The following is a 25,033-nucleotide window of genomic DNA, read 5'->3' on the forward strand; positions in this document are numbered from 1 at the left end:
ATGGAGGTTTAATAATGGATTTTAGTAATTTACATTATTACGTACCAACAAGGAAAAAAGAAAGTCCACCTGTTATGAAAAAAGATTTAGTTATATACGGAGGGACGCCAGCGGGTATAACAGCGGCCATTCAAGCTAAAAGAATGGGACTAACAGTAGTTATTGTGGAATTCAGCAACAATATCGGTGGGATGACGGCAAGTGGATTGGGTGCAACTGATCTTGGTGCAGAGGATGCAATCGGCGGACTCTCAAGAGAGTTTTATAGTGCAATTGCTCAGTATTACGGTAAAGATAAGCAGTGGAAGTTTGAACCAAAAGCAGCTCTTCAAGTATTCAATCAGTGGATAGCCAAGTATGAAATTCCTGTCTATTTTAGACAGCATCTAGTAGAAGTGAAGAAAATTGATAATAAAATATCAGAAATAGTTATGGAGGATGGTTCATCCTACAGGGGCGAAATATTTCTAGACTGTACGTACGAAGGCGATTTACTGGCGCATGCAGGAGTATCTTATTTCGTAGGACGAGAATCAAATGCTATCTATAAAGAAATCTATAATGGAGTACAATTCGGTGCTCCGCATCATAAGTTTGAAAAATGGATAGACCCGTATATCATGGAAGGTAATCCAGAATCAGGACTATTGCCAGGCATCACAGATAGCCAACAAGGTTTACTAGGCTATCAAGGACAAGGTGATCATAGAATTCAGGCTTACAACTTTCGTGTCTGTTTAACAAATGAAGCAAATAATCGTATTCCGTTTCCTAAACCACCCGTCTATGATCCAAACCGCTATCAATTACTTCTTCGGTATATCAAAGCAGGGGTTTGGGACGCTATGCAACTCCATACTATACTTCCGAATGGAAAGTCTGATTTGAATAATCATGGAGCATTTTCAACTGATAATATTGGAATGAATTATGATTGGCCAGAGGGTGACTACAGAAAACGAGAAAAAATATTTCAAGACCATCTGAATTACGACCTCGGAATGCTTTATTTTTTATCTAAAGACCCTGAAGTGCCGAAAGCAATAAGAGATGAAGTCTCTGAATGGGGATTGCCAAAGGATGAGTTTGAATGTACAGGACATTGGCCGCATCAGCTATATGTTCGAGAGGCAAGAAGAATGATTTCAGATTATGTTATGACAGATCATAATTGTTTAAAACAAGAAATGATAAACGATTCTATAGGCTTGGCTTCATTTCATATGGATTCCCATAATTGTCGTCGCGTAGTTATTGAAGGCAGATGTGTAAATGAAGGAGATGTACAAGTACCGATTGCACCTTATGAAATTTCGTATCGATCCATTCGTCCAAAAGCACATGAATGTACGAATCTACTAGTACCAGTTTGTTTGTCCAGCTCACATATAGCATACGGTTCTATTCGCATGGAACCGGTATTTATGATACTAGGGCAGTCTGCAGCTATTGCCGCAGCACTTGCTATTAAGCATGAAACTTCTGTTCAAGATGTAAATTATGAAGTATTAAAACAAGAATTACTAAACCATCAGCAGGTACTCAATTGGAGTGAGGAGATGAGGGATGACCCTATCAAACGAATGGAAGAGACTTTTGGGGGTAAGTAATTGAATACTTTATGAAAAGGAGGGCTGTTATGAATCTAATACCATGGAATAGAGATCTTATCGATGAATTGGTAGCGCTTTGGAACAAGGAATTGAGCACCCATTTCCCGATGCGCAAGGAGCTATTTGTTCAAAATAGCTTTGAGGATGTTAACGTATTAGAGAAAGGATCTTTTATAGCTGTTGACGATAATAGCAAAGTAATAGGATTTGTAGTATCTAAAAAATGGCAAGAAAAAAAGAAGGTTGAAATGGATTCGAAAAGAGGGTGGATTCAAGTTCTCTTAGTAGACAGTGCTTATCGAGGAAAAGGTATAGGAACCTTGTTATTGGAACAGGCGGAGACTGCTTTAAAAGAAAGTGGAGCGGAAGTAATACAACTTGCTGGAGACCCTTTCCACTATTTTCCTGGAGTTCCTGAGGTTTATCCCGATGTACAAAAATGGGTTGAGAAATTTGGATATTACAAAAAGCTAGATGCATTTGATTTGATTAATCATCTGGTAAAAAAATATCCATTCCCAAATGAAAGCTCGGCATCCTTTTCTGTACTGCAAATAGAGGAAAAGGAAGAGTTTTTATCTTTTTTAACTAGATGCTTTCCCGGTAGATGGGAGTATGAGGCAATCAAATACTTTGAAATGGGTGGCGTAGGTAGAGAGTTTGTTGTAGCAAAAAAGAATGGGAGCATTATTGGCTTTTGTAGGATGAATGACCCGTTATCTCCATTCATTGCACAAAATGTGTATTGGAGTCCTCTATTTGAACAAAGGGTTGGTGGAATTGGACCATTAGGTATTGATTCAAATGAGCGAAAGCAAGGGTTCGGACTTGAAGTTGTGGAGGCTGCCGTGGCTTATTTGCAGGAAAGAGAAATAGAAACTATCATTATTGACTGGACTAATCTGATGGAATTTTATAGAAAACTAGATTTTGTACCATGGAAAAAGTATGGAATTTATCTAAAAGACTAAGAGTAATACTTGGAAAATGCTGAGGTTGACGTGGGTATTGTCAAAGTATCAGTTATTACTTTCTCTAAAGTAAATAAGAAAAGTATGTCACACCTATAATTACCTGCGAAAAATGCTGAAGATTATAGTAAGATAAAACCCCAGAATCATAGAGATTCTGGGGTTTTATCTTACTATTGCTATTTTACTTGATAATTAATCGCTGCCATTCCCAACGTTTTCGCAGCTATTAACATTGCTCGTTCATCGAAATCGAACATTGGGCTATGGTGAGGGAATACATCCCCTTCAGGCATAGCGCCGGTAAAGAAAAATGTACCGGGGATTTCTTCTAAATAATAGCCAAAATCCTCTCCAATCATCAATAATTCAGATTGATTCACTTCTTTAACTCCTGGAATAGTCCTAGCAATGTCTGCTATATACTCTGTTTCCACTATGTGATTAATTACTGGAGGATAGCCTCTTTCATATAGGAAAGAATAAGAACAATCCGCTGTATAGCATGTTCCTTCTATCACACGTTTTAATTCATTTTCCATTAAATCTCTAACATCTGGTTTAAATGTGCGGACGGTACCGGTCATTTTCACAGTGTCCGCAATAATATTAAATGCGTTGTCTGCTACGAAAGAACCCACAGAAAGTACTGCAGATTCAGTCGGGTTCACACGTCTTGCTACTAGTTGCTGCAAGTTTACAACTAATTGAGAGGCTACTACGATTGAATCCTTTGTGTCATGCGGATTCGCCCCGTGTCCACCTTTACCCTGGACAGTGATAGAAAAACGATCTGCTGCCGCCATAATGGGACCACTTTTATATTCAATAGTACCTAGAGGAGTTTGAGACCATAAATGTGTACCGAAAATTACATCAACTCCATCTAAACAACCAGCCTCAATCATTGGTTTAGCACCACCTGGAGCATATTCTTCTGCATGCTGATGGATAAATACATATTCACCTGCCAATTGGTCTTTAAATTCATTTATCGTACGAGCGAGTATGAGTAGTGAGGCAGTGTGCCCATCGTGACCGCATGCATGCATAACACCTGGAACAGTAGATTTATATGGAACATTTTTTTCATCTTGGATTGGGAGAGCATCAAAGTCAGCTCTTAAAGCAACGGTTTTACCTGGAAAAGTGCCTTTTACTCTAGCAACTACTCCATTGCCACCTACATTTGCTTGGAAAGGTATTTCCAAATCTGTATAGAATCTTTGTATATATTTTGCAGTTTCAGTTTCTTGAAATGATACTTCCGGATGCATATGTAAATACCGTCGAATACTGACCATTTCATCGTATGATGCCTCAAGCTGCTTTATAATATCCATACTCATTTTGATAATCTCCTTTTATTTTATATTTTGAATTAACTAAATTATATCAAAGATTGAATTCATTTTTTTGAACTTACGCATATTTCACTTTAAATAGACCAAGATAACTGTATAGCAAATCATAAGGAGGAAAAATAAAGTGAATAAACTACTTAAATTAGTATTTATGATGCTTCTCATCGGCTTATTGACCGCTTGCGGAACGAATAATAATGACGATAAGGCAACAGAGACCGACACTGATAAAGCAACAGAAAACACGGATACGGTAGATGAAGGCATGAATGGAAATGATGACGTTACAAATGATGGAACAACAGGTAATGGAGTAGCAAACGATACAGAAGGAAAAGAAGTAGAGCTAGCGGATGAGGTAGCAGATAAAATTACAGAGTTAGAAGAAGTAGAATCAGCAAGTGTGCTAGTTACGGACAATAATGCATATGTGGCGGTAGAGCTTAAAGAAGGTTCAGAAGAGACGGATGAATTAAAAACTAAAATTTCAGATGCAGCAAAAGCTGAAAATGCGGACTTTAATAATGTGTATGTATCCGCAAACCCCGATTTTACCAAGCAGTTTAAAGATTACGGTGACAGAATTCGAGCTGATGAGCCAGTTGAAGGATTCTTCGATGAATTTACAGATACAGTAGAAAGAGTATTTCCAGACCAAGCTAAATGATTATAATGAAGAAACCGATTCCCAGAAGGAATCGGTTTCTTTACGCATTAGATAATTATAAAATCAGCAGCATGTGGATAACTTTCTACAAGTGATTTTCGGTCCATACTCTGCGTCGGCACGATGCGGTTCATGTCTGCTTTACTATCGCATGATGCGCATTTTACATACCTGGCCAATCAACTTTTGACTGTCGGGCCAGACATAGGCGCGTATGCTTTTGTTCAAAGATAAGAAGGTATATAAAAATATCCCGTGAACACTGGGTTCATGGTACTTTAAAGAATGGATACTACTCCTGATTTCCGTTTCAGGTGACGCGTTCCGAAGGGTGAGCGATGAGCCATCACCGCCGCTCACGCGTTCGTTGTGATGTCTCATCTGTCTCACTCATCCTGCTGGAGTCGCCACCTTCTACTACAATCAATTAAATGAATAGTACTCAACAAGAAGATTGAGCACAGCCTATCGCTAAGACGATTGGATTATTCTAAATTAATGTGGGACTATACCGACCTGTAATTTGTTGCCATCTGTGGGAATAGCGTGAGCTGAAGGCCCCACAGTAACGTTTTCAAAGAGCAAAAGCTAAGAGCGCCACATCGTGTGGCAACGTCTTTGTGACCAACATCTTGTTGGCCAGAGGAGACTGAAGCCATGCTAAGCGAAAAGTGTCCGCTGTAGCGGAAATCAACGGTCTTTCTAAGGTGACTCTTCTTACCGGGCATCTTTTTGCACAGTTTTTCTTACGGAATTATAATAAATTACTTCAATCCAATGTTTGCTTTCACATCGACTTCCGCATATTTTCGTTGGTCTGCACGAGCTCCGAGCAGTGTCCCGATCCATCCACCTAAAAACCCGAGTGGAACTGAGACTAGAGCAGGGTTAGTAAGTGGGAAGAGAGCTTCCCCGGTAAAGGCCATTGAGCCGTCAGCAGCCCAAAGATTAGGACTTAGGGCAACGAGCACAAGTGCAGTAACAAGACCAGTGATGATAGCAGACAAGGCACCAGTTGTATTAAAGTTTTTCCAGTAAATCGTGTAAATAATTACTGGAAGGTTTGCGCTTGCTGCGATACAAAATGCAAGGGAAACTAAGAAGGCCACGTTCATTGTTTGTGCACCCAGTGCTAACAAAATGGAGAAAACAGACACTCCAACAGAAGCAAGACGAGCAGCGTTCATTTGTTGCTTTTCTGTTGCTTTCCCTTTTTTGATAATTTGTCCATATAAGTCATGTGCAAAAGCGGATGCCCCTGATAAAACAAGACCTGCTACAACTGCCAAGATTGTAGCGAATGCAACTGCTGAGACAAATGACATTAGAATGTCGCCACCTAAAGCCTGTGCTAGTAATGGAGCCGCCATATTTCCTGCAGGATTAGCAGCAATAATAGCGTCAGAACCTACAAATGCAGCAGCACCAAATCCTAAGAAAATAGTTAATACATAGAAAATACCTACAATCCAAGTAGCATAAACAACTGAGCTACGAGCAGTTTTTGCATCCTTAACAGTAAAGAAACGCATTAATATATGTGGTAAACCAGCAGTTCCAAGTACTAAAGCGATCATCATAGACACCGTATCTAACCCATTTGTATATTTCACACCAGGATGTAAGTATGCTTCACCATTAGCGGTTACTGATTTCATTTCTGTAAACATTCCTAGAATATTAAAATTGAATTTGTACAATACTAAGATCGAAATAAGTACGGTCCCGATCATCAATAAAGCAGCCTTTATAATTTGAACCCAGCTAGTGGCAGCCATTCCACCCCATAGTACATATATAGTCATCATAACACCCACTAGAAGTACCGCGATCCAGTAATCGATTCCTAATAATAATTGAATAAGTGCGCCTGCACCTACAAGCTGTGCAATCATATAAAATAAAACAATTGTTAATGTACTAATAGCGGCAGCTGCACGAATTTTCTTTTGATCAAATCGGGCAGTAATCATATCAGCGAGGGTATATTTTCCAAGATTTCGTAGTGGTTCAGCTACAATATATAATACAACCAAATAAGCTACTAGATAACCAATACTGTAAAAGAAACCATCAAAACCAAAAAGTGCGATTGCTCCTGCAATACCTAAGAAAGAAGCTGCAGATAAGTAATCTCCTGCAATCGCTATCCCATTTTGCCAACCAGTCAATCCTCCACCTGCTGTATAAAACTCACTCGCTGAGTTTGTTCTTTTGGAGGCAATATATGTAACGAATAGAGTCAACGCCACTATCCCTACGAAAAACGCTAAACCGATTGCATTCATTTATAATCACCAGCCTTTTCTTTTTCAAAAATCTTCTCAGCTTCTTTATCAAAATCATTAGCTCTACGTACATAAATCATGCATAATACCCAGGTCATCACAAAAAGTGCAAGGGCATAAACCCAAACCCAGGCGATATCTCCAAAAGCATTATTATTTAAAATAGTCGAATAGGAAGTCAAAATAGGAAGCAAAATATAACTCAGTAAGAAAAATATTGTGATAGGTAAAATAAATTTGTTCTTTTTCCTTTTTAATGCTTTAAATTCTGCACTTTCTGCTATTGCAGTAAAGTTTGTGACACCAACAGTTGGAGAGGAATTGAGATTAGAACTTTTTGCCGAATATTGTTTCTTTTTTTCTAGGGAACTTGCGGTTTTAATTGAGCTTTCGATATTATTAGCCATTCACGTTCCTCCTAAAATATATTCAGTATTTAGAATTTTCAGCCAAAAACTGTAATTCTATCATAATCAACATTAAAAGAGATGACAATAAAAATTCACAGAAAATACATAAATATACCTAAATAAATACTTGAAATGATCTTTAAGTAGCGCTTGTTATAATTTACATAAGATAGGTTCTGCAATTTTGTAGTTAAAAATGATAACATAGATAAGTTGAACAAAACGTGTAAATACTTAGATTAAAAAGGAGGTTTGTTCATGAGCCAATCAGCAACCTTGGTTAAAACGATGCGCTGCAACTTAATGATTACAAATAAGGCACGCAAAGGAATTCAGGAGTGGTCAACTGATGAACATGCCTTTTTTAACATACAGAGTTCTTTTGAGGTACATATTGAAAAACGCCCAGTAAATAACCATGGAAATACGTCACTTTCCTTATATTTTGATAATGTAACAAACAATAAGCTAGCAGAAAAAGTAGATAATCGAGTAGTGGTGATGGAGTGTATCCTGCAAAAGGACGGCTTACTTGCCACGGGTCTTCATGTCAGAGGCACTAAGGTTCCTGTGCGTAATAACCGCCGTCTTCCCGTCGATTTGACTTTTGTTACTGCTAAAAATAATGGAGCAGGAATGCCACTTGCTTTGCACACAAAAATTCAAGATCTTCCTGTTGCAGAAGAACGTTCAGAGTATGTGAAGAAACGAATTTCTAGCTGGGAAGGTTACTTGAAGATTCAAGAGCGGAATGCAGATATTGCAGATATAACAAGTCCATATTCAAAACTTGTTTTCAATGCAGATTTTACTCGTATGACATTGCATGGCTGCACGATGAACGCCAACGAGTGGAAAAACCTAAGAGGTCTTAGTGTGACGTTAAAGGGATTTCAAAATGACGTAGGAGATATTTTGAAAGTAGATCGAGCAAAACAAACAATTGAAATAGAGATTAAACCAAAGTTTCGAGAACTAGCAAGGAAAAATCAATGGAATCCCAAATCGAAAGAGGCAGTTTTTAGTAATTTCGCATCCCTTAGCCAAATTAGACGTCTTCGAAAGGGATTTGAAGACTTACAAAATGGATTTGCTGCCAATCCAAATCTTGAAAAAATCTTATTTGAAGATCGACCAACTATTCGTGTGAATGCAAAGCGACGAGAATTAGAATTCCATAACCAGCTAAACGAATTCCAACAAGAAGCGGTTATTGGTGCGATGTCTGCAGAGGATTTGTATGTCATTCAAGGTCCACCTGGAACTGGGAAAACGACGGTAATTTCTGAAATATGTCAGCAAAATGCCAAGGCAGGCTTACGTACACTTGTAGCTTCTCAGTCTAATTTAGCAGTAGACAATGCCCTTAGTAGATTACTTTCAAACAAAGAAATTCGTATTTTACGATTCGGTAGGACAGAAAGTATTGAAGAAGAGGGCAAGAAGTTTATTGAAGAAAATGTAGGGCAGTACTGGAAAGAACAAACTTTAACTGCTTTACATAAAGAAATAGACGAGCAAACTTTAAAAGAAGGTCAGCTTATTGAACAAATAGCTGGATGTGAGCGTCAAATTGAGGGGCTTAATAAGGAACAAATATTATTAAAAGAAGCCATTGCACGAAAAGCGGAAGCAAAAGTAGAGCATGATGTAAGAATAGAAGAAATAAAGATGCTAAAAAAAGCATTAGTTTCATTAAAAAAAGACCATGAACAGTTAGAAAATAATGTTCTAGAACAACGAGGTAAGTTAAAAACTTTAGCAAACGAAATTAACAATATGGAACAATTTATCGAATCGAATCCTTCGAAAGATGAGTTGTTAGAAAAAGTAAATCAACTACTAGGAATGACGAAAGAAGTACAAGATCTCCTTTCGTACAGAGAAGCAATAGATTCGCTACGTAAAATAGAAACATCTATGGAAGAATCTAGAGAAAAGTATCAAAGTACACAATTGAAGCTAAACCATATCCAGTTGTTCCAGAAAGAAATAGATTCTATTCGAAAAATTGACCAGTTGAAAAGTAAAATGGCTGAATATAATATGGAACTTTCCATTTCTCTTCAACACCAAATGACTGAGTTAGATGAACTAATAGATCATATTAAAACCTTCGTCGATTGGCAGGATTTAAACGCTCGCTTGTTAGCGGCAATAGATTACGTAGAAAAGCTACTCCGAAAATACAAATTTCCTGTGGAAAATGTCCGAAACAATATAGGAAGAAGTGGTATTCTTTTTGATTCTTCCTATACGATAAAAGAAATTCATCAGTTTATGAATCGTTTGAAGAATATGATGACTTCTGGAGATGACGATCTGACGACGGAGAAATTAGCGATTTTACTAGAAGGTCTCTATGTGAGAGAGAAATTCGTTATGAAGCAGAAATCGGCCGTTGAGTTGGCGAAAAATAGTTCTATTAAAAAATTTCAAACGATTAAAACACAAGTGGTAAGTGATAGTAGCAGGGAATCAATAGCTCTTCAACAACTCAAAAGTGAATTAGCCAATAAGGCAGTCGGTCAAAAGAACCAGCTAGAGCTTTTGCAGAATACAGTGAAACAGCTACAAACAGAAATTGATACAGACGATTCACTACCAACCTCATTCGAGTTAAAAGACAAAAAGATTGAAATGGAAGACTCTATTTTAAAATTGAAAAAAACGGTAGATACCGTTACAAGCTACATGCAACAACTGGAAATGAAAAAGAATCATTTTCAAAAGCTCACCGAGGAAGTAGGGGAGATAGAAGAAATTCTTCAAGACAATGAACTAAAAACTAAACAAGTGAATGTAGATGGTTTAGAGCAGGAGCGCATACTAAAAGCTTTAGATGAAATTCTGCTTCAAAATCCTGAACATGCAATCGAAAAAACAGTGGAAGCGATAAAAGGAACTAAAGACGAAATGGTAAGACTTCAATTAGAGAAGGCCCATCTTCCGATCACACAAACAGTTCAAAATGAATGGTACTCATTATTAAAAGAGGCAAATGACCACGATCTAGATGAAATTCGTAAGCTATATGTGCGCCATGCCAATGTAATTGGAACAACATGCGTTGCATCAGCTCGTAAAGAATTTATAGAAAACTACCCTGTATTCGATGTAGTTATTATAGATGAGGTTTCTAAAGCAACACCACCTGAATTGCTTCTACCAATGTTAAAGGGTAAGAAGATTATTTTAGTTGGTGACCATCATCAGCTTCCTCCTCTTGTGGGTGAGGATACGCTAGATGAAACATTGCAGGCAATACTAGAAGAAAGTGAAAATCTAGAAGAAAAAGATGAGTTAAAAAAGCTTTTGAAGGAATCATTATTCGAACGTCTATTCAAAAATTTACCTAAGACAAGCAAAACAATGCTAGCTATCCAATATAGAATGCATGAAAGTATAATGGATACAATTACCCCGTTTTATGAGGAAGAAAATTATCGACTACAATGCGGGTTAGCTGATTCAGATACTGTTCGTGACCACCTACTTGAATCACGCTATGTGAAAAGAAAAGACCATCTGCTATGGTTAGATATGCCAAACGAAAAACCGTATTTTGAAGAGCGGATGAAGGATGGGAAAAGTCGATTCAACCAAGCGGAGTTAGATGCTATCCGTGATATACTATTAGATTTGAATGAAGCTACAGCAACTGCTAAAAAAGAAGGAAGAATGGACCCGGATGAACGTAAAAGTATTGGGGTCATTAGTTTTTATGGAGAACAGGTCAAACGAATTGACCGTCTTATCCAACAGCAGGTTAACTTATCTCATTTGACATTCCGGACTGGAACTGTAGACAAGTTTCAAGGGATGGAAATGGATGTCATTTTATTGAGTATGGTAAGAAACAATCAAGAAAAGAGCGGAGATATTGGATTTGCCAATGATTACCGCCGCTTAAATGTAGCATTATCCCGAGCAAGAGAGCTGCTTGTTTTAGTCGGAAGCTCTCATATGTTCACAAAACGAGCGAAACAAAGAACCTCCAGAGATATGTATGGTCGCTTGCTTCAGATTGTAAAAGATAAGAACGGATTGACTAACTTACAGGGAGATAGGAAGAAATAACATTTTCTTATAGGAGTATAATAAAATGATGGAACTAGAAAAACGTTTAAAAATAGAATTGCAACAAAATATACAAGCTAAGATAGTTTCATCCACTGCATGGACGATTCCAATTCATACAATTGAAGTGGAATACAAACCTGTTAAGCGCATAAAAATGGATGTTTTAATGAAAATGATGTTGATAACTTGTCAAAAAGCAAAATTGACAAGTGCTAAGCAAATCAGTGAATTACTGCTTGTGGAGCAGCTATTTATGGAAGACTTAATTAATATTATGAAGAGAACTCGTTTAATCGAAATAAAAGACCAGGTATTTACGCTAACAGAAAAAGGTATAAAACAACTTGAGGACGGAATATTTGAAGAAGAACTAGATGCTCGGAGTCAGAATTTACTTTATAGCACAAGTCATTGCACTTTTTTGCAAGGAGAAATAAAACCTGCATTGGACGGCGAGGAGATGTTGAACCTCTATCGTTATGCCTCAGAGGAAAAGGGGAGGTTAAAGTGGGAAGATGTTGTACTAGTAGATGCACTCCAAGAAAATGGAATGCAAACAGTGGATGGTGATCTTCAAACCGTAGTTTCTGAAATTGTATCCTACTCTGAACTATACGTGGATGATGTTCCTTGCTTTGAATTTATTATATACAACAAATCAGAGGATCTCCTATACGCCCGAGTTTGGAATACATTCCTTGATCAATGGGATGAAACACTAGAAAACGAATTGAATGAAAAAGAGCGAGTTGGTTGGCGGGAGAAATATTTGAATCTGGATAAGTGACTATTATATGTTTGAGGAATTTCATTATGAAAAGACCCGTTTTGCATTCCAGTGCTAAACGGGTTTTTCGCAATCATTTTTGGGTTTTATAATATTCCTCAATCGGTATAAACAGTCCAACTCTTCCGTGCTCTTCATGATCTAATGTGGCAAATACGATGCCAATTACTTGTCCTTCTTCATTCAAAACAGGACTTCCACTATTTCCTCTATAAACAGGAGCTTCCATCATCATTACAGGTACATCCCAATCACTTAATTGATGAAAATCGATTAAAGATCCTTCATTTGCAATGCCTGTAAATTTTAGTGGATTGCCGATGAACGTGATAGGATTGCCAAACTCATAAGATGGGTTTTCCGAAAGCTTTAGAAAAGGCAAGTCCTCTTCATCCACCTGCAATACTGCAAGATCTATAGATGGATAGGTTTGTATTACATCTGCATTAAAACGTCCCGCTTCAGGAAAACCTACTATTACGCTGTCATTATCCTCTACTACATGATAATTGGTAAGAACTTTACCTTCACTTGAAATAGAAAATCCAGTTCCTTTGCTATCATCCGTTAAAACAACTACTACCGCTTCTTTATACCGAGCAATATCTTCCTGTGCCGATAACCTGGCGGAGGTTTTGATAAATTCAATGGCTGGAATGGAATAAATCTGAAAAATCATCGCAAATGTATTGACGAACAAGACGAAAGCCATTGTCCAAAAAATCCATCTTGGAAAAGGTCGCTTAGGTTTTGGCCTCGTTTTTTCTAACGCTTCTTTTTCAAGTGCCTCTCGCTGTGCTTCCAGAACTAGTAGCTGTAATTCTTCATCACTAATTTCCTCAAGCTCACCATTAGGTTGGTTCTTATCCACTTCATCACATCCTCATTCCAGCGTATTTATACTTTCTATTATACCTAATTATATAATGAAATCATTTCCATTGATAAATGATTGAAATGGGTATATTATATAAACATAAGCTGCATTGTACGTATGGATATTAAGTTTTAACCTTTAAGCTGTAACAGGGAGTTTTATATAGAGCTGGAATGACAAGCCTTATTCTCTTTAAGACAATGAGGACATGCAGGATAGTTTCTGCGAACACCCACTTTGAGGAGTGGTGGTTTAAAACTTTCTAATGAATGTACGGCAAAGGCGGCTTACTTAAAAAGTCTATTATAACAACGTTTATAGAGCACTCTTTCCAGGAATGGTAAGGGTGTTTTTTTGTTTTCTTGAACTTTTGTGGGACTTGGTGTGAACCCTGTATGGAGGAGATACGAGCAATGAATCGTCAATATCAAGTATACCAAGATGAAGAAACTCAAATGTTGTCAGTCATATCGCTCAATCTAATATGGAATTATTCACTCTCAGGAACCAACTCGGTTTACGTTTTCTATTTGTAATCGACAAAAACAAGAACTTCTTAATCTAAAAAAAGGGAGCATGTCTACAAGACAGCTCCCTTTAATTTTTTGTTTCAAGATATTTGATTAGGTTTCATAATTGATTTATGAAATTATTTATAGTTTTTATTTTTAATATTAGCTAATCTAATGAAGTTCTCATCACGTTCAGTAATTCTTCTTTGAACTTCATCGTTACCTGAATAAGTGAATAAGCCATTACCTGTTTTAGTTCCAAGATTTCCACTTTGAACTTTTTCTTCAACAAATTGTGGGATTTTCTCTTCTTTAGATAGAACCGGTGCCAGGTTTTCTACGACGCTCTTCCAAATATCAAGACCACCAAAATCTGCAGTTTCTAATGGTCCAATGAATGCCCACCTGAATCCAGGACCAGCTGTGATAGCTAAGTCAATATCTTTTGCGTCCGCAATACCATTGTCTAAAAGATAGAATGCTTCACGGACTAGTGCAGCTTGTAGACGATTGGCAATTAAGCCAGGAATGTCTTTTTTCAAGACTACCGGTTTCTTACCGATATTTCTCAAAACTTCTACTGTGCGATCAATGATATCTTGTGAAGTCTCTGGACCTTTTACGACTTCTACAAGTGGTACTAAATGTGCTGGATTGAAGAAGTGAGTAATGATTAGACGGTCTGTTTTTTGAACACCTTCGGATAGTTGTTGAATGGAAAACGTAGATGTATTGGATGCGATAATCGTATCGTCTTCTACAACTTCCTCTAACTGCTTAAATAAGTCAAATTTAATGGTTAGATTTTCAGATACTGCTTCCGTGACAAATCGAGTTCCGCTAACTGCTTCCTTTAAGTCAGTTGATGTAGAAATTCGTTTTAATGTAATTTCTTTCTCAAATGCTGTAATCGAATTTTCTTGGATTAACATGTCCAAGTTATCTGAGATTCGTGTCATTGCGCTTTCCAAGAACTCGTCTTTAATATCGAACATAGATACATCATAGCCTGCTTGTGCGTATAGCTGAGCAATTCCATGACCCATTGTACCTGCACCTAAAACAGTAACTTTCTCTGCCATAATAGAAACCTCCCTTAATCAAACATTCATCTCTTTATTTATAGAATTATTGAGCAGTATAACCACCATCAATAACAACAGCTTGTCCTGTAACACTCTTCGCTTTATCACTTGCTAGGAATAAGGCGTAATCAGCAATTTCACTAACATCTAATAGACGTTTTTGAGGCACTAGAGGAAGAAGGACTTCTGCCAATACATCCTCTACGGGTACATTACGAGTTTTAGCTAAATCAGCCATTTGTCCACGAACAAGCGGTGTATCTACATATCCTGGGGCAATCGCATTTACTGTAATACCATGTTCAGCGCCTTCTAATGCAGCAACCTTTGTTAAACCGATTACTCCGTGTTTTGCACTATTGTATGCGGCTTTACCTGCAAATCCGACTAATCCATTTATAGAAGCAACGTTAATAATACGTCCAAATCCTTGTTCTTTCATAATCGGGAAAACTGTTTTAGTAAGAATGAAAGGTGCTGTTAACATAATTTTTATCATCAATTCGTATTTTGCTGTTGGAAACTCTTCAATCGGTGAAACATGTTGTAAACCAGCATTGTTAATCACGATATCCACGCGACCATAAGTTTTTTTAGTTTCAGCAACTAAATTTTGAAGCTCTTCTTCGCTTGTTACGTCAGCTTTGATACCGATTGCTTCATAGCCAAGTTTTTTCAGTGATTCAGCAGATTCTTGTAACACTTCGTTATTAATATCAGAAAGTACAACTTTAGCACCGTCTGCAGCGAAATGCTTTCCTATTTCAAACCCAATCCCACGAGCCGATCCTGTTATAATAACTACTTTATTTTCAACCATGATAAAAACCCTCCAGTTATAATTTTATATCTATATTTTTTAAAGTAAATAATTTTTATACTAGTCCAATACCACCCATGATGATACCGACGATTACTGCAATTGTAGGTATTATAAAAGCTACCACAAATACATCTTTATATGTTTCTTTATGGGTTAATCCTGTAACTGCAATAAGTGTTAAAAGAGCCCCATTATTAGGAAGTATTGACGCCCCCGAAGCAACTGCAGCCATTCTATGGAACACATCCGGGCTAATGCCTGTAGTTTGAGAAAGATTGTAAAAAGTATCGCCAAGTGTACCAAGTGCAATTCCCATACCGCCGGAAGCAGATCCTGTAATAACAGCCATAATTTGAACAGCCAAAGATTGAGCAACTAATGGATTATCTGAGACATTAAGTAACCATTCAGTTATGTTATCAAATGCAGGAACTACCGCTATAACAGCTCCAAAACCAACTGCCGCACTCGTATTCAGAATTGCCATTACCGAGCCTTTAGCACCATCGTTTACAGAGAAAACAAACTTCTTATAATCCTTTATGTTAATAAGCATAATGCTTAGTACACCTAGTATTAAAGCATATATAGGTTCCAATTTCACAATGTTTAGTAGAACAACAACAACAATAAGAGGAACTAAAGATAAGAACCAATTTGGAACTTTTTCTTCTTCTCTTTTCTCGTTAGTCCCTGATTTATCTGGTTCCGTAAATTGATCACCTTTAGCGGAAAGTTTTTTCTCTCTGAATGCTAACCAAAAATATCCACCAACAGCCATAATTAATGTAGTGACAATCCCTATAACAGGACCTGAAGTTGGTGTCGTATTATAAAAATCCATTGGTATTAAGTTTTGAATTTGTGGTGTACCAGGCATCGATGTCATTGTGAATGTAAAAGCTCCAAGTGCAAATGTGGGAACAAGTAACTTTCTTGTGATATTTGCTTCACGGAATAACGCAAGAGCAATCGGATAAACAGCAAATACAACTACAAATAAACTAACACCACCATACGTTAATAAAGCAGAAGCTATTAGCACACCAAGAATAGCTCTCTTTTTACCGATTAACTGTGTTACTTTTTGGGCAACAGCTTTAGCTGCACCTGTTTCTTCCATCAACTTCCCAAAAATTGCCCCCAATAAGAAGATAGGGAACCAACTTTTCACGAATCCAACTAATCCATCCATATAGGTTCCTGTATATGTGTCAAATACATCTAATCCACTCATTAAAGCTACAACACCTGCAGCTAATGGAGCTACCCAAATAATGGACCATCCAAGATAAGCTAAAGCCATTAATAATACTAAACCAACAACTATACTTAACATTTGAAATCACCTCTTTTCAATTGTGATATGAATAATTTTGTTTCTTCAAAATAAATGACCCATACCCTCCTTCCGATTAAATTGTGTTCTATCCAGATGCTGTGAATTCAATTATTTTGAACTTAAGTATCTTGAACACGAGATAATAATATTATTTACATATACTTTTGTCAATCAAAAATGTTTGTATCTACTTTCAAAGCTCCTTGATAGTTTATCTATAAACGTTGAAATCATGTGAAGTCACTACTATTCAAGGATATAGTTAGAAAAATAATTTTGCTTTTGAAATAAAGTCTATTTTGATAGACCACATTGAAAAAAGTTAAATGTAGGAGGGCATTCCAAAAAAAATCCCCTTAATAATTGTTTTAATAAGTGGAGAAACAGAGGGGGCATTCAACATACAGGTAGAAACAAGGTGCTGACTCACACTGTGTCGAGTTTCTTCTATATAAGGCGAATTTTGAATCATGTAGATATTTGTTTATCAATTCTATATTGAAAGGTCTTCTAAAGATCACCTAAATTTATTCAAACAATAAAAAAATATTAGAAGGAATTATAGGAGCTTCTACAGGTACCTAATACTTTGTACCAGGAATGCAAACTTAATGTATTGACAAAAATACATTTTAAGTACTATTATTATCTCGAATTAATAATATAAGAATTAAAGATAAATTTATATTAGTAAATATTTATCCCGCAAACGGGCAGTAAGACTATCAATTCGATGTGTTGGATATCAACTTATAAAATTATTTTGGGGGAATTTTTTATGGATTTGTTTATTATATTAATGGCGCTTGGCTTACTAATGTTTACTGCATATCGCGGATATTCGGTAATATTATTTGCGCCTATAGCTGCACTTTTGGCTGTTTTCCTTATAGATCCTGCTAATATCTTGCCTTTCTACTCCGGTGTGTTCATGGAAAAAATGGTAGGGTTTATAAAGAATTATTTTCCGGTCTTTCTATTGGGGGCCATTTTCGGAAAAGTTATTGAGATGTCCGGTATTGCTGAGTCTATTGCGAAGACTATTGTCCGTCTAATAGGTGCCAAACAAGCAATGTTGACGATTATTTTATTGGGTTCAATTTTAACTTATAGCGGTGTTAGCCTGTTTGTAGCGGTTTTTGCAATTTATCCTTTTGCGGTTCAATTGTTTAAGCAAGCAGATATTCCTAAAAGACTTATGCCTGCGACGATTGCATTAGGAGCTTTTACATTCACAATGGACGCTTTGCCTGGCACACCACAAATTCAAAACGTTATTCCTACATCGTTCTTTAATACAGACATTTATGCTGCACCTATACTTGGAATAATAGGAGCAATCATTGTATTATTTGTAGGATTAACATACTTAGAGTTTAGAAGAAGACAAGCTAAGAAAGCAGGGGAAGGTTATTATGGGTTCGACGGTGAAAATGCTACTGTACCTGAAAAGGAATCTATAAAAGAAAATAATCCTGCCTCTGATTTAAGTTTAAATAAATCTGTATTAAGACAATTTTTAGCGTTTGTTCCTCTTGTTCTTGTAGCTGTTATGAATAGCTATTTAACTAAAGCTATACCGAACTGGTATCCAAATGGATTCGATTTTTCTGCCATGGGTTTAGATGAATATGCAGTTGATGTAGCGTCGAACGCTGCAATCTGGGCAGTTGAAATTGCATTAGTAGTAGGAATTATTACAGCTCTTGCATTTGATTGGAAGCGAGTAACGAAAAATATGAAAGAAGGGCTAAATAACAGCATTAGTGGTTCACTGCTTGCTGTTATGAACACGGGATCTGAATATGGATTTGGCGGAATTATCGCTGCACTTCCTGGCTTTGCGAAAATTAGTGACGGAATATCAGGTGTCTTTACGAATCCACTCGTTAACGGGGCAGTTACTACTAGTACACTTGCAGGAGTTACTGGATCGGCATCTGGTGGTATGGGAATAGCGTTAAGTGCAATGGGGGATAAATTCAATCAGGCGTTAGCAGTAGCGAATATTCCGCCCGAAGTAATGCATCGTGTTGTCGCTATGGCATCCGGTGGTATGGATACTCTTCCTCATAACGGAGCTGTTATTACATTGCTAGCTGTTACAGGGTTAACGCACAAACAATCGTATGGTGACATATTTGTGATTACTATCATTAAAACATTAACTGTTTTTGTCATTATTGCTCTCTACACTTGGTTTGGTATTGTGTAAAATAGAAACAAAGTTTTTGTTGTTATCCATTATAAATTAAATAAATTTCTATTAACCCCGTTCTAAAAATAGAACGGGGTTAATATGTGAAGTTACTAGCAAATTAAACATGGATAATAATTTCATTGGACAGATAATTTATGAAAATGTAAGTATGCTTTTATATGTTTTGGGTAAAGTTAAAGGTACCCAGTAAGCTGTGGCTAAAATCTGAAACGAGGTATCTTTAATATGTCTCACAAAGCTTTTGATTTAACCCCACTAAAGAAACGATTAACGGAAAGCTTAGAAAGTATATCATTTGAGATAGATAAAGGAATAAAAACATTAAACAATGATAGTTATTGTGTTTTGGGGGAGCTAAAGGACCTCAAAGATAAATTTGAAGAAGTAGAAACGATGGCGGCTTCTTTTTACCTCAATAATTATTTATCCCCTTATACCGATAAATACTTGGAAATATCTACTTGCATTCAGCATTTGTCTCATCAGAGACATGGAGCATTGATCGTTATTGAGCGTAAGGATCAAGTGGACCCATTAATTCGAGCTGGTACGGCTATTGGTGCAACATTGACACAATCATTATTGGAATCCATCTTTTATCCTGGAAATCCTTTACATGATGGGGCTGTGTTAATAAGGGGGGATAAAATATATTCCGCAGCTAACGTTCTTCCTTTATCTAACATAGTGTCAGGGGGAAAGAAACTTGGTACCCGTCACCGTGCAGCATTAGGACTCTCGGAAAAATGCGATGCGTTAGTTCTAGTAGTTTCAGAGGAGTCGGGTATTATTTCTTTCTCAATAGACGGAAGTCTTTTCCCTATAAGTGTGACTAGCTCTATCATTTGACTATAGTGAGTAAACATAACGTCACATAAATTGCAGGTTGACTTAATAATTTTTTTAATATTTGTTAAAGTGTTGACAGCGAAAATGAATTCATGTTATATTTATTTCGAATTAAAGATACTTTAATTAAAGGTATCGAAGAGGAGTGATACGATTGGAACTAGCTCCAATAAAGTTGAATGCTGTTTCCGTTATCCTTCGTACCTCCCAATCGATTCAAGAAGTGATTAGAAAAGATGCAGCTAGATATGAATTGAATCCTACAGAGTTTGCTGTATTAGAATTACTCTATCAAAGAGGCGATCAGCCGATTCAAGTGATTGGGAAAAAGGCTCTTATTTCAAGTAGTAGTATCACTTATGTGGTAGATAAGCTGGAGCAGAAGGAGTTTGTTGTTCGTAAAGCATGTCCGGAAGATCGTCGTGTGACTTATGCTAGTCTGACGATTCTAGGGAAGACACTTGTGGAACGAATTTTTCCTCCATATGAGAAGAAGATGGAAGAGATCTTTGGTCAGTTAACAGAAGCAGATATGAACAAAATGATAGAACTATTAAAAAAAGTCGAGAATACTGCTTAAAAATTATAAATTTTTTTGATTATTATCTCGTATTTGAGAATTATTAATTCAATACAAATAACAGGAGGGAAACGTAATGGACCATTTAAAAGGGATACACCACGTAACAGCTATAACAAGTAGTGCAGAAAAAAACTATGAATTTTTCACATATGTATTAGGAATGCGTCTTGTAAAGAAAACAGTTAATCAGGACGATATTCAGACGTATCATTTATTTTTCGCAGATGATAAAGGGTCAGCTGGTACAGATATGACATTCTTCGATTTCCCAGGTATTCCAAAAGGAATACATGGAACAAACGAGATTTATAAAACAGCTTTCCGTGTACCAACAGATGAGGCACTTGAATACTGGGGGAAACGTTTTGATAAGTACGAAGTAAAAAATAATGGTATTGAAGAAGTGTTTGGGAAGAAGACTATTTCATTTGTGGACTTTGATGATCAACAATATATGTTGGTTTCTGATGAATTTAATGAGGGTATTGCATCTGGAACACCTTGGCAAAATGGGCCAGTACCGTTGGAATTTGCGATTACAGGCTTAGGGCCAATTCATATTCGTATCGCGCAATTTGATTATTTTAAAGAAGTATTGGAAAAAGTAATGTTAATGCGTGAAATCGCACAAGAAGGTTCACTGCATTTATTTGAAGTTGGCGAAGGAGGAAATGGTGCACAAGTAATTGTGGAACATAATGCAATCTTGCCAGCTAGTCGTCAGGGTTACGGTACAGTACATCACGCAGCATTCCGTGTGGAAGACACGAAAGTGTTATATGAATGGATTGACCATATGCAAGCTGCTGGTTTCGGTACTTCGGGGTATGTAGATCGCTTCTTCTTTGAATCTTTATATTCTCGTGTAGCACCTGGAATCCTTTTTGAATGGGCAACAGATGGACCTGGATTTATGGGTGACGAGCCTTATGAAACAGTAGGAGAAATCTTATCTTTACCGCCATTCCTTGAAGGGAAACGCGAACAAATTGAGGCATCCGTGCGACCGATCGACACCGTACGTAGCACGCTTAACATAGAAAAAGAGTACTTTTAAGGAGGTGAAATAGAAAAAATGGGTTTTTTAAATAAATTATTTGGAACACAAGAACAACAACATGAGGAGGAAAAAACAATGACAAAATCAAATATAGGTATTATTTTAGGTTCAACACGTGAAGGACGCGTAAGTCCACAAGTAGGGGCATGGGTAAAAGAATTAGCAGATAAACGTGGGGATGCAAACTACACTATTATCGACATTGCAGAATACAAATTACCACTTTTAGGTGAAGCAGGCGGCGATGCATCAGGTGCAGCGGCATGGTCAGAAATCATTGCAAAACAAGACGGTTTCGTATTCATCGTTCAAGAATACAATCATTCTATAACTGGTGCACTTAAAAATGCATTAGATTACCTACGTGAAGAGTGGAACAACAAAGCTGCTGGGATCGTATCTTACGGTTCAGTAGGCGGGGCTCGTGCAACAGAACATTTACGTGGTATTTTAAGTGAATTACTTGTAGCACATGTACGTGTACATCCAGCATTATCATTATTTACAGACTTCGAAAACGGTACAGATTTCAAACCAGCTGCCGTTCAAGCAGATTCAGTCAACCAAATGTTAGATCAAGTTATTCCTTGGACAACTGCATTAAATACAGTTCGTAAATAATTATTATCTTCTTTCAGCAGAAAACTACCACCTCTGTGGGTGATGAGATGAATGTGGTTTTATTATCCTGTCCAGCAGGTATCCAAACGCCCGCTGAAGGAAGATAAAGCCTCCGGCGGATGTCATAGATTTTGAAAGGAGTCAATCGAGCAAGCTCGATTCAAAATCTGGACGCAATTACGGCGAGGCGTAATTGATAAAAATAGCAAAATGTGCATGTCGCATGTACATTTTGTCTTTCTAAATAAATTCGAATAAATTTTGAACAAAACACTATCAAGTAGATTGAAGGTTTTGTTCAGAACTTATCCAAACTGAAAATGGGAGGAACCAAGATAAACAAGATAGCAGGACATCATCATGTTTCGATGATTACAAAAAAGGGGCAACAAAACAATCAGTTTTATCAAAAAGTGCTGGGGCTTCGTAGAGTGAAAAAAACGGTTAATCAAGATGATCCGAGTATGTATCATCTGTTTTATGGGGATTTAACAGGCAGTGCTGGAACAGAGTTATCTTTCTTTGAAATCCCTATGGTAGGAAGAACGAAACGAGGAACAAATGCCATTACGCGAATTGGCTTACTTGTTCCGTCTTATGACAGTCTAATATATTGGAAGAGAAGATTTGAATTACTCGATGTGCAACATGGAGAGCTGACCATGTACGCGGGACGTGACGCGCTTCACTTTGAAGATTGCGAGGGATTACGACTTGTCCTTCTAAATAATAATGGCGATGAAGTACCAGCTTATTGGCAGTCTTGGGATGATTCAATTGTTGTAGCGGAGCATCGTATTCTGGGAATGGGTGCTGTGGAAATGACAGTACAATCACTTAATAGTTTAGCAAATACGTTAGAAAACCTGTTTGGGTATGAACTTGCTTCGAGTAAAGAAAACGAAGTTATCTACCAATCGGTAAAAGGTCAGGCTTTTGGTGAAATTGTCATTGTGGAGCAAGATGGTCCAAAAGAAAAACCTGGAAAAGGCAGTGTGCATCATGTAGCTATCCGTGTAAAAAATGGCGAGGAGCTACGGGATTGGCACCAGCGTATTCAAGATTTTGGATTTGAAGTTATGAAAATAACAGACCGTTACTATTTTGAGAGTTTATATTTTAGAGAAGAGAATGGCATTTTATTTGAGTTAGCAACAGACGGACCAGGTTTTACAGTGGATTCCAGCATTGAATCCCTAGGTAAAGAGTTAGACTTACCGCCATTTTTAGAAAGCAAGCGAGCAGAAATCGAAGCAAATTTGGTACCAATAGAGTAAAGGTAGGGAATGGACATGGACTTTACAAAACTAATAGATATACGTAGATCTGCTAGTAACTTTTTAAAAGAAGTGAAGATGACAGAAAGTGATTTAAAACCCATTTTCGATGATTTAAAGCTTACCCCTTCAGCCTTTAACTTACAACATACAGAATATGTAGTTGTCTTAGATGAAGAGATGAAGGAAAAAGTTCGATTAGCTGCCAGTGGACAGTTCAAGGTACATAGCGCATCGGCAGTTATTCTAGTATTAGCAGATCGTTATGCTTATCGCCAAACAGAACGCCTACATGAAGGAATGAGAGACTTAGGAATCATTACAGATTTCGAATTAAACAAAATGGTACAGGAGAATAGTCAATTCTATGAAGAAAAAGGGGAGCAATTTATGAAGGAGGATGCAATTAGAAACGCATCGCTTTCATCCATGATGTTTATGCTCTCTGCAAAAAACCGTGGATGGGATACTTGTCCAATGATTGGCTTTGACCAAGACAAGATACGGGAATTACTCCATGTTCCAAACACACACGAAGTAGTGTTAATGATTACAATAGGAAAAGAAAAAATAAGTAGTCGTCGTTTACGTGGTTATCGTAAGCCGGTAGATGAATTTGTGAAATTTATTAAATAGAGGAGGAAATAATGATGAAAAAAAATACTGCGGGAATTCACCATATAACAGCAATTGTTGGTCATCCACAGGAAAATATTGATTTTTATGCAGGGGTATTAGGTTTACGCTTAGTCAAACAAACAGTGAATTTCGATGATCCAGGCACATACCATCTATATTTTGGAGATGGTGGAGGAAAACCAGGTACAATTATTACCTTTTTCCCTTGGACAAATGCTTATCAAGGACAAATTGGGGACGGTCAAGTCGGAGTTACAACGTATGTAGTGCCAACAGGATCATTCAGTTTTTGGGTCAACCGTCTTGCAACATTTGCGATTCCATTTAAAAAAGCAGAGCGTTTTGGGGAACAAGTGATTCAATTTGATGATCCACACGGCCTACATTTAGAACTTGTTGCACGTGCAGAAGGTGAACAAAACACTTGGACATTTGGAGGAGTTACACCCGAAGTTGCGATTAAAGGCTTTGGTGGTGCAACACTTTTCTCAAGTAGACCAGAAGAAACGGCTAAAACATTAACGAATGTAATGGGACTTGAATTAGTTGGAACTGAAGGTGATTATACACGCTTTAAAGCTCCAGCTGAGATCGGTAATATCATAGATTTAAAAATGGTTACTGGAGAACGTGGCGCGGTGGGTGTCGGTACTGTCCACCATATTGCATGGCGTGCAAAGGATGATAATGATCATGTTGAATGGCAACAACATGCCATGAATCTTGGTCAACATGTAACAGAGTTGAAAGACCGTAACTACTTTAATGCATTGTACTTCCGTGAGTCAGGGGAAATATTATTTGAAATTGCAACAGATCCACCAGGATTTGCACATGATGAAACACTGGAAACAATGGGGACTCAGTTAATGTTACCAGCACAATATGAGCAACACCGTGAGCAATTAGTTAATTCACTAATTCCAATTCAAGTGCGTCCACTCGACTAATAAAGGGGCTT

General features: G+C 37.3%; 20 protein-coding genes and 1 other RNA gene. 14 read left to right on the forward strand and 7 right to left on the reverse strand.

Features of this window, described 5'->3' with window-relative positions:
• The first annotated feature begins 14 nt into the window (after positions 1-14).
• Entirely contained in the window at positions 15-1,610 is a 1,596-nt protein-coding gene (locus KD050_RS13090) for an FAD-dependent oxidoreductase (protein WP_211892790.1), read from the forward strand.
• A 29-nt stretch (positions 1,611-1,639) separates the two neighbouring features.
• Positions 1,640-2,584, forward strand: coding sequence for a GNAT family N-acetyltransferase (locus KD050_RS13095; RefSeq protein ID WP_211892791.1), 945 nt, complete (start codon positions 1,640-1,642; stop codon positions 2,582-2,584).
• A 179-nt stretch (positions 2,585-2,763) separates the two neighbouring features.
• On the opposite strand, the gene KD050_RS13100 is transcribed toward KD050_RS13095, so the two are convergent.
• Positions 2,764-3,933, reverse strand: a complete 1,170-nt coding sequence (locus KD050_RS13100) for an amidohydrolase (protein WP_211892792.1) — start codon at positions 3,931-3,933, stop codon at positions 2,764-2,766.
• 139 nt (positions 3,934-4,072) lie between these two features.
• Between KD050_RS13100 and KD050_RS13105 the strand changes: the two genes are divergently transcribed.
• Entirely contained in the window at positions 4,073-4,615 is a 543-nt protein-coding gene (locus KD050_RS13105; RefSeq protein WP_235753812.1) for a YhcN/YlaJ family sporulation lipoprotein, read from the forward strand.
• Between the two features lie 764 nt (positions 4,616-5,379).
• Here the strand turns inward: KD050_RS13105 and KD050_RS13110 are convergent.
• Complete coding sequence (locus KD050_RS13110) at positions 5,380-6,903, reverse strand: solute symporter family protein (RefSeq protein WP_211892793.1); 1,524 nt, start codon at positions 6,901-6,903, stop codon at positions 5,380-5,382.
• The gene (locus KD050_RS13115; protein WP_211892794.1) at positions 6,900-7,310 is read right to left on the reverse strand and encodes a DUF485 domain-containing protein; all 411 of its coding nucleotides are present in this window, start codon (positions 7,308-7,310) and stop codon (positions 6,900-6,902) included. The genes KD050_RS13110 and KD050_RS13115 overlap by 4 nt, the downstream gene beginning before the upstream one ends.
• Positions 7,311-7,571: 261 nt before the next feature.
• Here KD050_RS13115 and KD050_RS13120 point away from each other — a divergent pair, with 261 nt between their 5' ends.
• Both KD050_RS13120 and KD050_RS13125 read left to right on the forward strand, forming a co-directional pair.
• Entirely contained in the window at positions 7,572-11,393 is a 3,822-nt protein-coding gene (locus KD050_RS13120) for a DEAD/DEAH box helicase (protein WP_211892795.1), read from the forward strand.
• A gap of 25 nt (positions 11,394-11,418) precedes the next feature.
• A complete protein-coding gene (locus KD050_RS13125) occupies positions 11,419-12,183 on the forward strand; it encodes a hypothetical protein (RefSeq protein ID WP_211892796.1) in 765 nt (254 codons plus the stop codon).
• 73 nt (positions 12,184-12,256) lie between these two features.
• Here KD050_RS13125 and KD050_RS13130 read toward each other — a convergent pair whose 3' ends face one another.
• On the reverse strand, positions 12,257-13,054 hold the full coding sequence (locus KD050_RS13130) for a S1C family serine protease (protein ID WP_211892797.1): 798 nt from the start codon (positions 13,052-13,054) through the stop codon (positions 12,257-12,259).
• A 104-nt stretch (positions 13,055-13,158) separates the two neighbouring features.
• On the opposite strand from KD050_RS13130, the gene ssrS reads away from it, so the two are divergent.
• Positions 13,159-13,353: non-coding RNA, 6S RNA (gene ssrS, locus KD050_RS13135), on the forward strand.
• A 356-nt stretch (positions 13,354-13,709) separates the two neighbouring features.
• Here the strand turns inward: ssrS and KD050_RS13145 are convergent.
• From KD050_RS13145 to KD050_RS13155, 3 genes are read right to left on the reverse strand one after another with little or no spacing between them, the layout of a single operon-like run.
• Complete coding sequence (locus KD050_RS13145; RefSeq protein WP_211892799.1) at positions 13,710-14,654, reverse strand: 3-hydroxyacyl-CoA dehydrogenase family protein; 945 nt, start codon at positions 14,652-14,654, stop codon at positions 13,710-13,712.
• Between the two features lie 46 nt (positions 14,655-14,700).
• Positions 14,701-15,477, reverse strand: a complete 777-nt coding sequence (locus KD050_RS13150) for a 3-hydroxybutyrate dehydrogenase (protein WP_211892800.1) — start codon at positions 15,475-15,477, stop codon at positions 14,701-14,703.
• Between the two features lie 55 nt (positions 15,478-15,532).
• Complete coding sequence (locus KD050_RS13155; protein WP_211892801.1) at positions 15,533-16,819, reverse strand: GntP family permease; 1,287 nt, start codon at positions 16,817-16,819, stop codon at positions 15,533-15,535.
• Between the two features lie 781 nt (positions 16,820-17,600).
• Here KD050_RS13155 and KD050_RS13160 point away from each other — a divergent pair.
• From KD050_RS13160 to KD050_RS13195, 8 genes are all read left to right on the forward strand, one after another.
• Positions 17,601-19,037, forward strand: coding sequence for a GntP family permease (locus KD050_RS13160; RefSeq protein ID WP_211892802.1), 1,437 nt, complete (start codon positions 17,601-17,603; stop codon positions 19,035-19,037).
• A 231-nt stretch (positions 19,038-19,268) separates the two neighbouring features.
• Positions 19,269-19,892 (forward strand): sporulation-specific diadenylate cyclase CdaS, encoded by a 624-nt coding sequence (cdaS, locus tag KD050_RS13165; protein ID WP_211892803.1) that lies wholly within the window; start codon positions 19,269-19,271, stop codon positions 19,890-19,892.
• Between the two features lie 154 nt (positions 19,893-20,046).
• Positions 20,047-20,472, forward strand: coding sequence for a MarR family winged helix-turn-helix transcriptional regulator (locus KD050_RS13170; RefSeq protein WP_211892804.1), 426 nt, complete (start codon positions 20,047-20,049; stop codon positions 20,470-20,472).
• Between the two features lie 76 nt (positions 20,473-20,548).
• Positions 20,549-21,532 (forward strand): ring-cleaving dioxygenase, encoded by a 984-nt coding sequence (locus KD050_RS13175; RefSeq protein WP_211892805.1) that lies wholly within the window; start codon positions 20,549-20,551, stop codon positions 21,530-21,532.
• Between the two features lie 18 nt (positions 21,533-21,550).
• On the forward strand, positions 21,551-22,156 hold the full coding sequence (locus KD050_RS13180) for an NADPH-dependent FMN reductase (RefSeq protein WP_211892806.1): 606 nt from the start codon (positions 21,551-21,553) through the stop codon (positions 22,154-22,156).
• A gap of 320 nt (positions 22,157-22,476) precedes the next feature.
• Positions 22,477-23,433, forward strand: coding sequence for a ring-cleaving dioxygenase (locus KD050_RS13185; protein WP_370627077.1), 957 nt, complete (start codon positions 22,477-22,479; stop codon positions 23,431-23,433).
• Between the two features lie 15 nt (positions 23,434-23,448).
• Positions 23,449-24,069, forward strand: a complete 621-nt coding sequence (locus KD050_RS13190) for a nitroreductase family protein (protein WP_211892807.1) — start codon at positions 23,449-23,451, stop codon at positions 24,067-24,069.
• Positions 24,070-24,083: 14 nt separating this feature from the next.
• Positions 24,084-25,022, forward strand: coding sequence for a ring-cleaving dioxygenase (locus KD050_RS13195; protein WP_211892808.1), 939 nt, complete (start codon positions 24,084-24,086; stop codon positions 25,020-25,022).
• The last annotated feature ends 11 nt before the right edge of the window (positions 25,023-25,033 follow it).

Origin of the sequence: Psychrobacillus sp. INOP01 (assembly GCF_018140925.1) — a bacterium.
Taxonomy (GTDB): domain Bacteria; phylum Bacillota; class Bacilli; order Bacillales_A; family Planococcaceae; genus Psychrobacillus.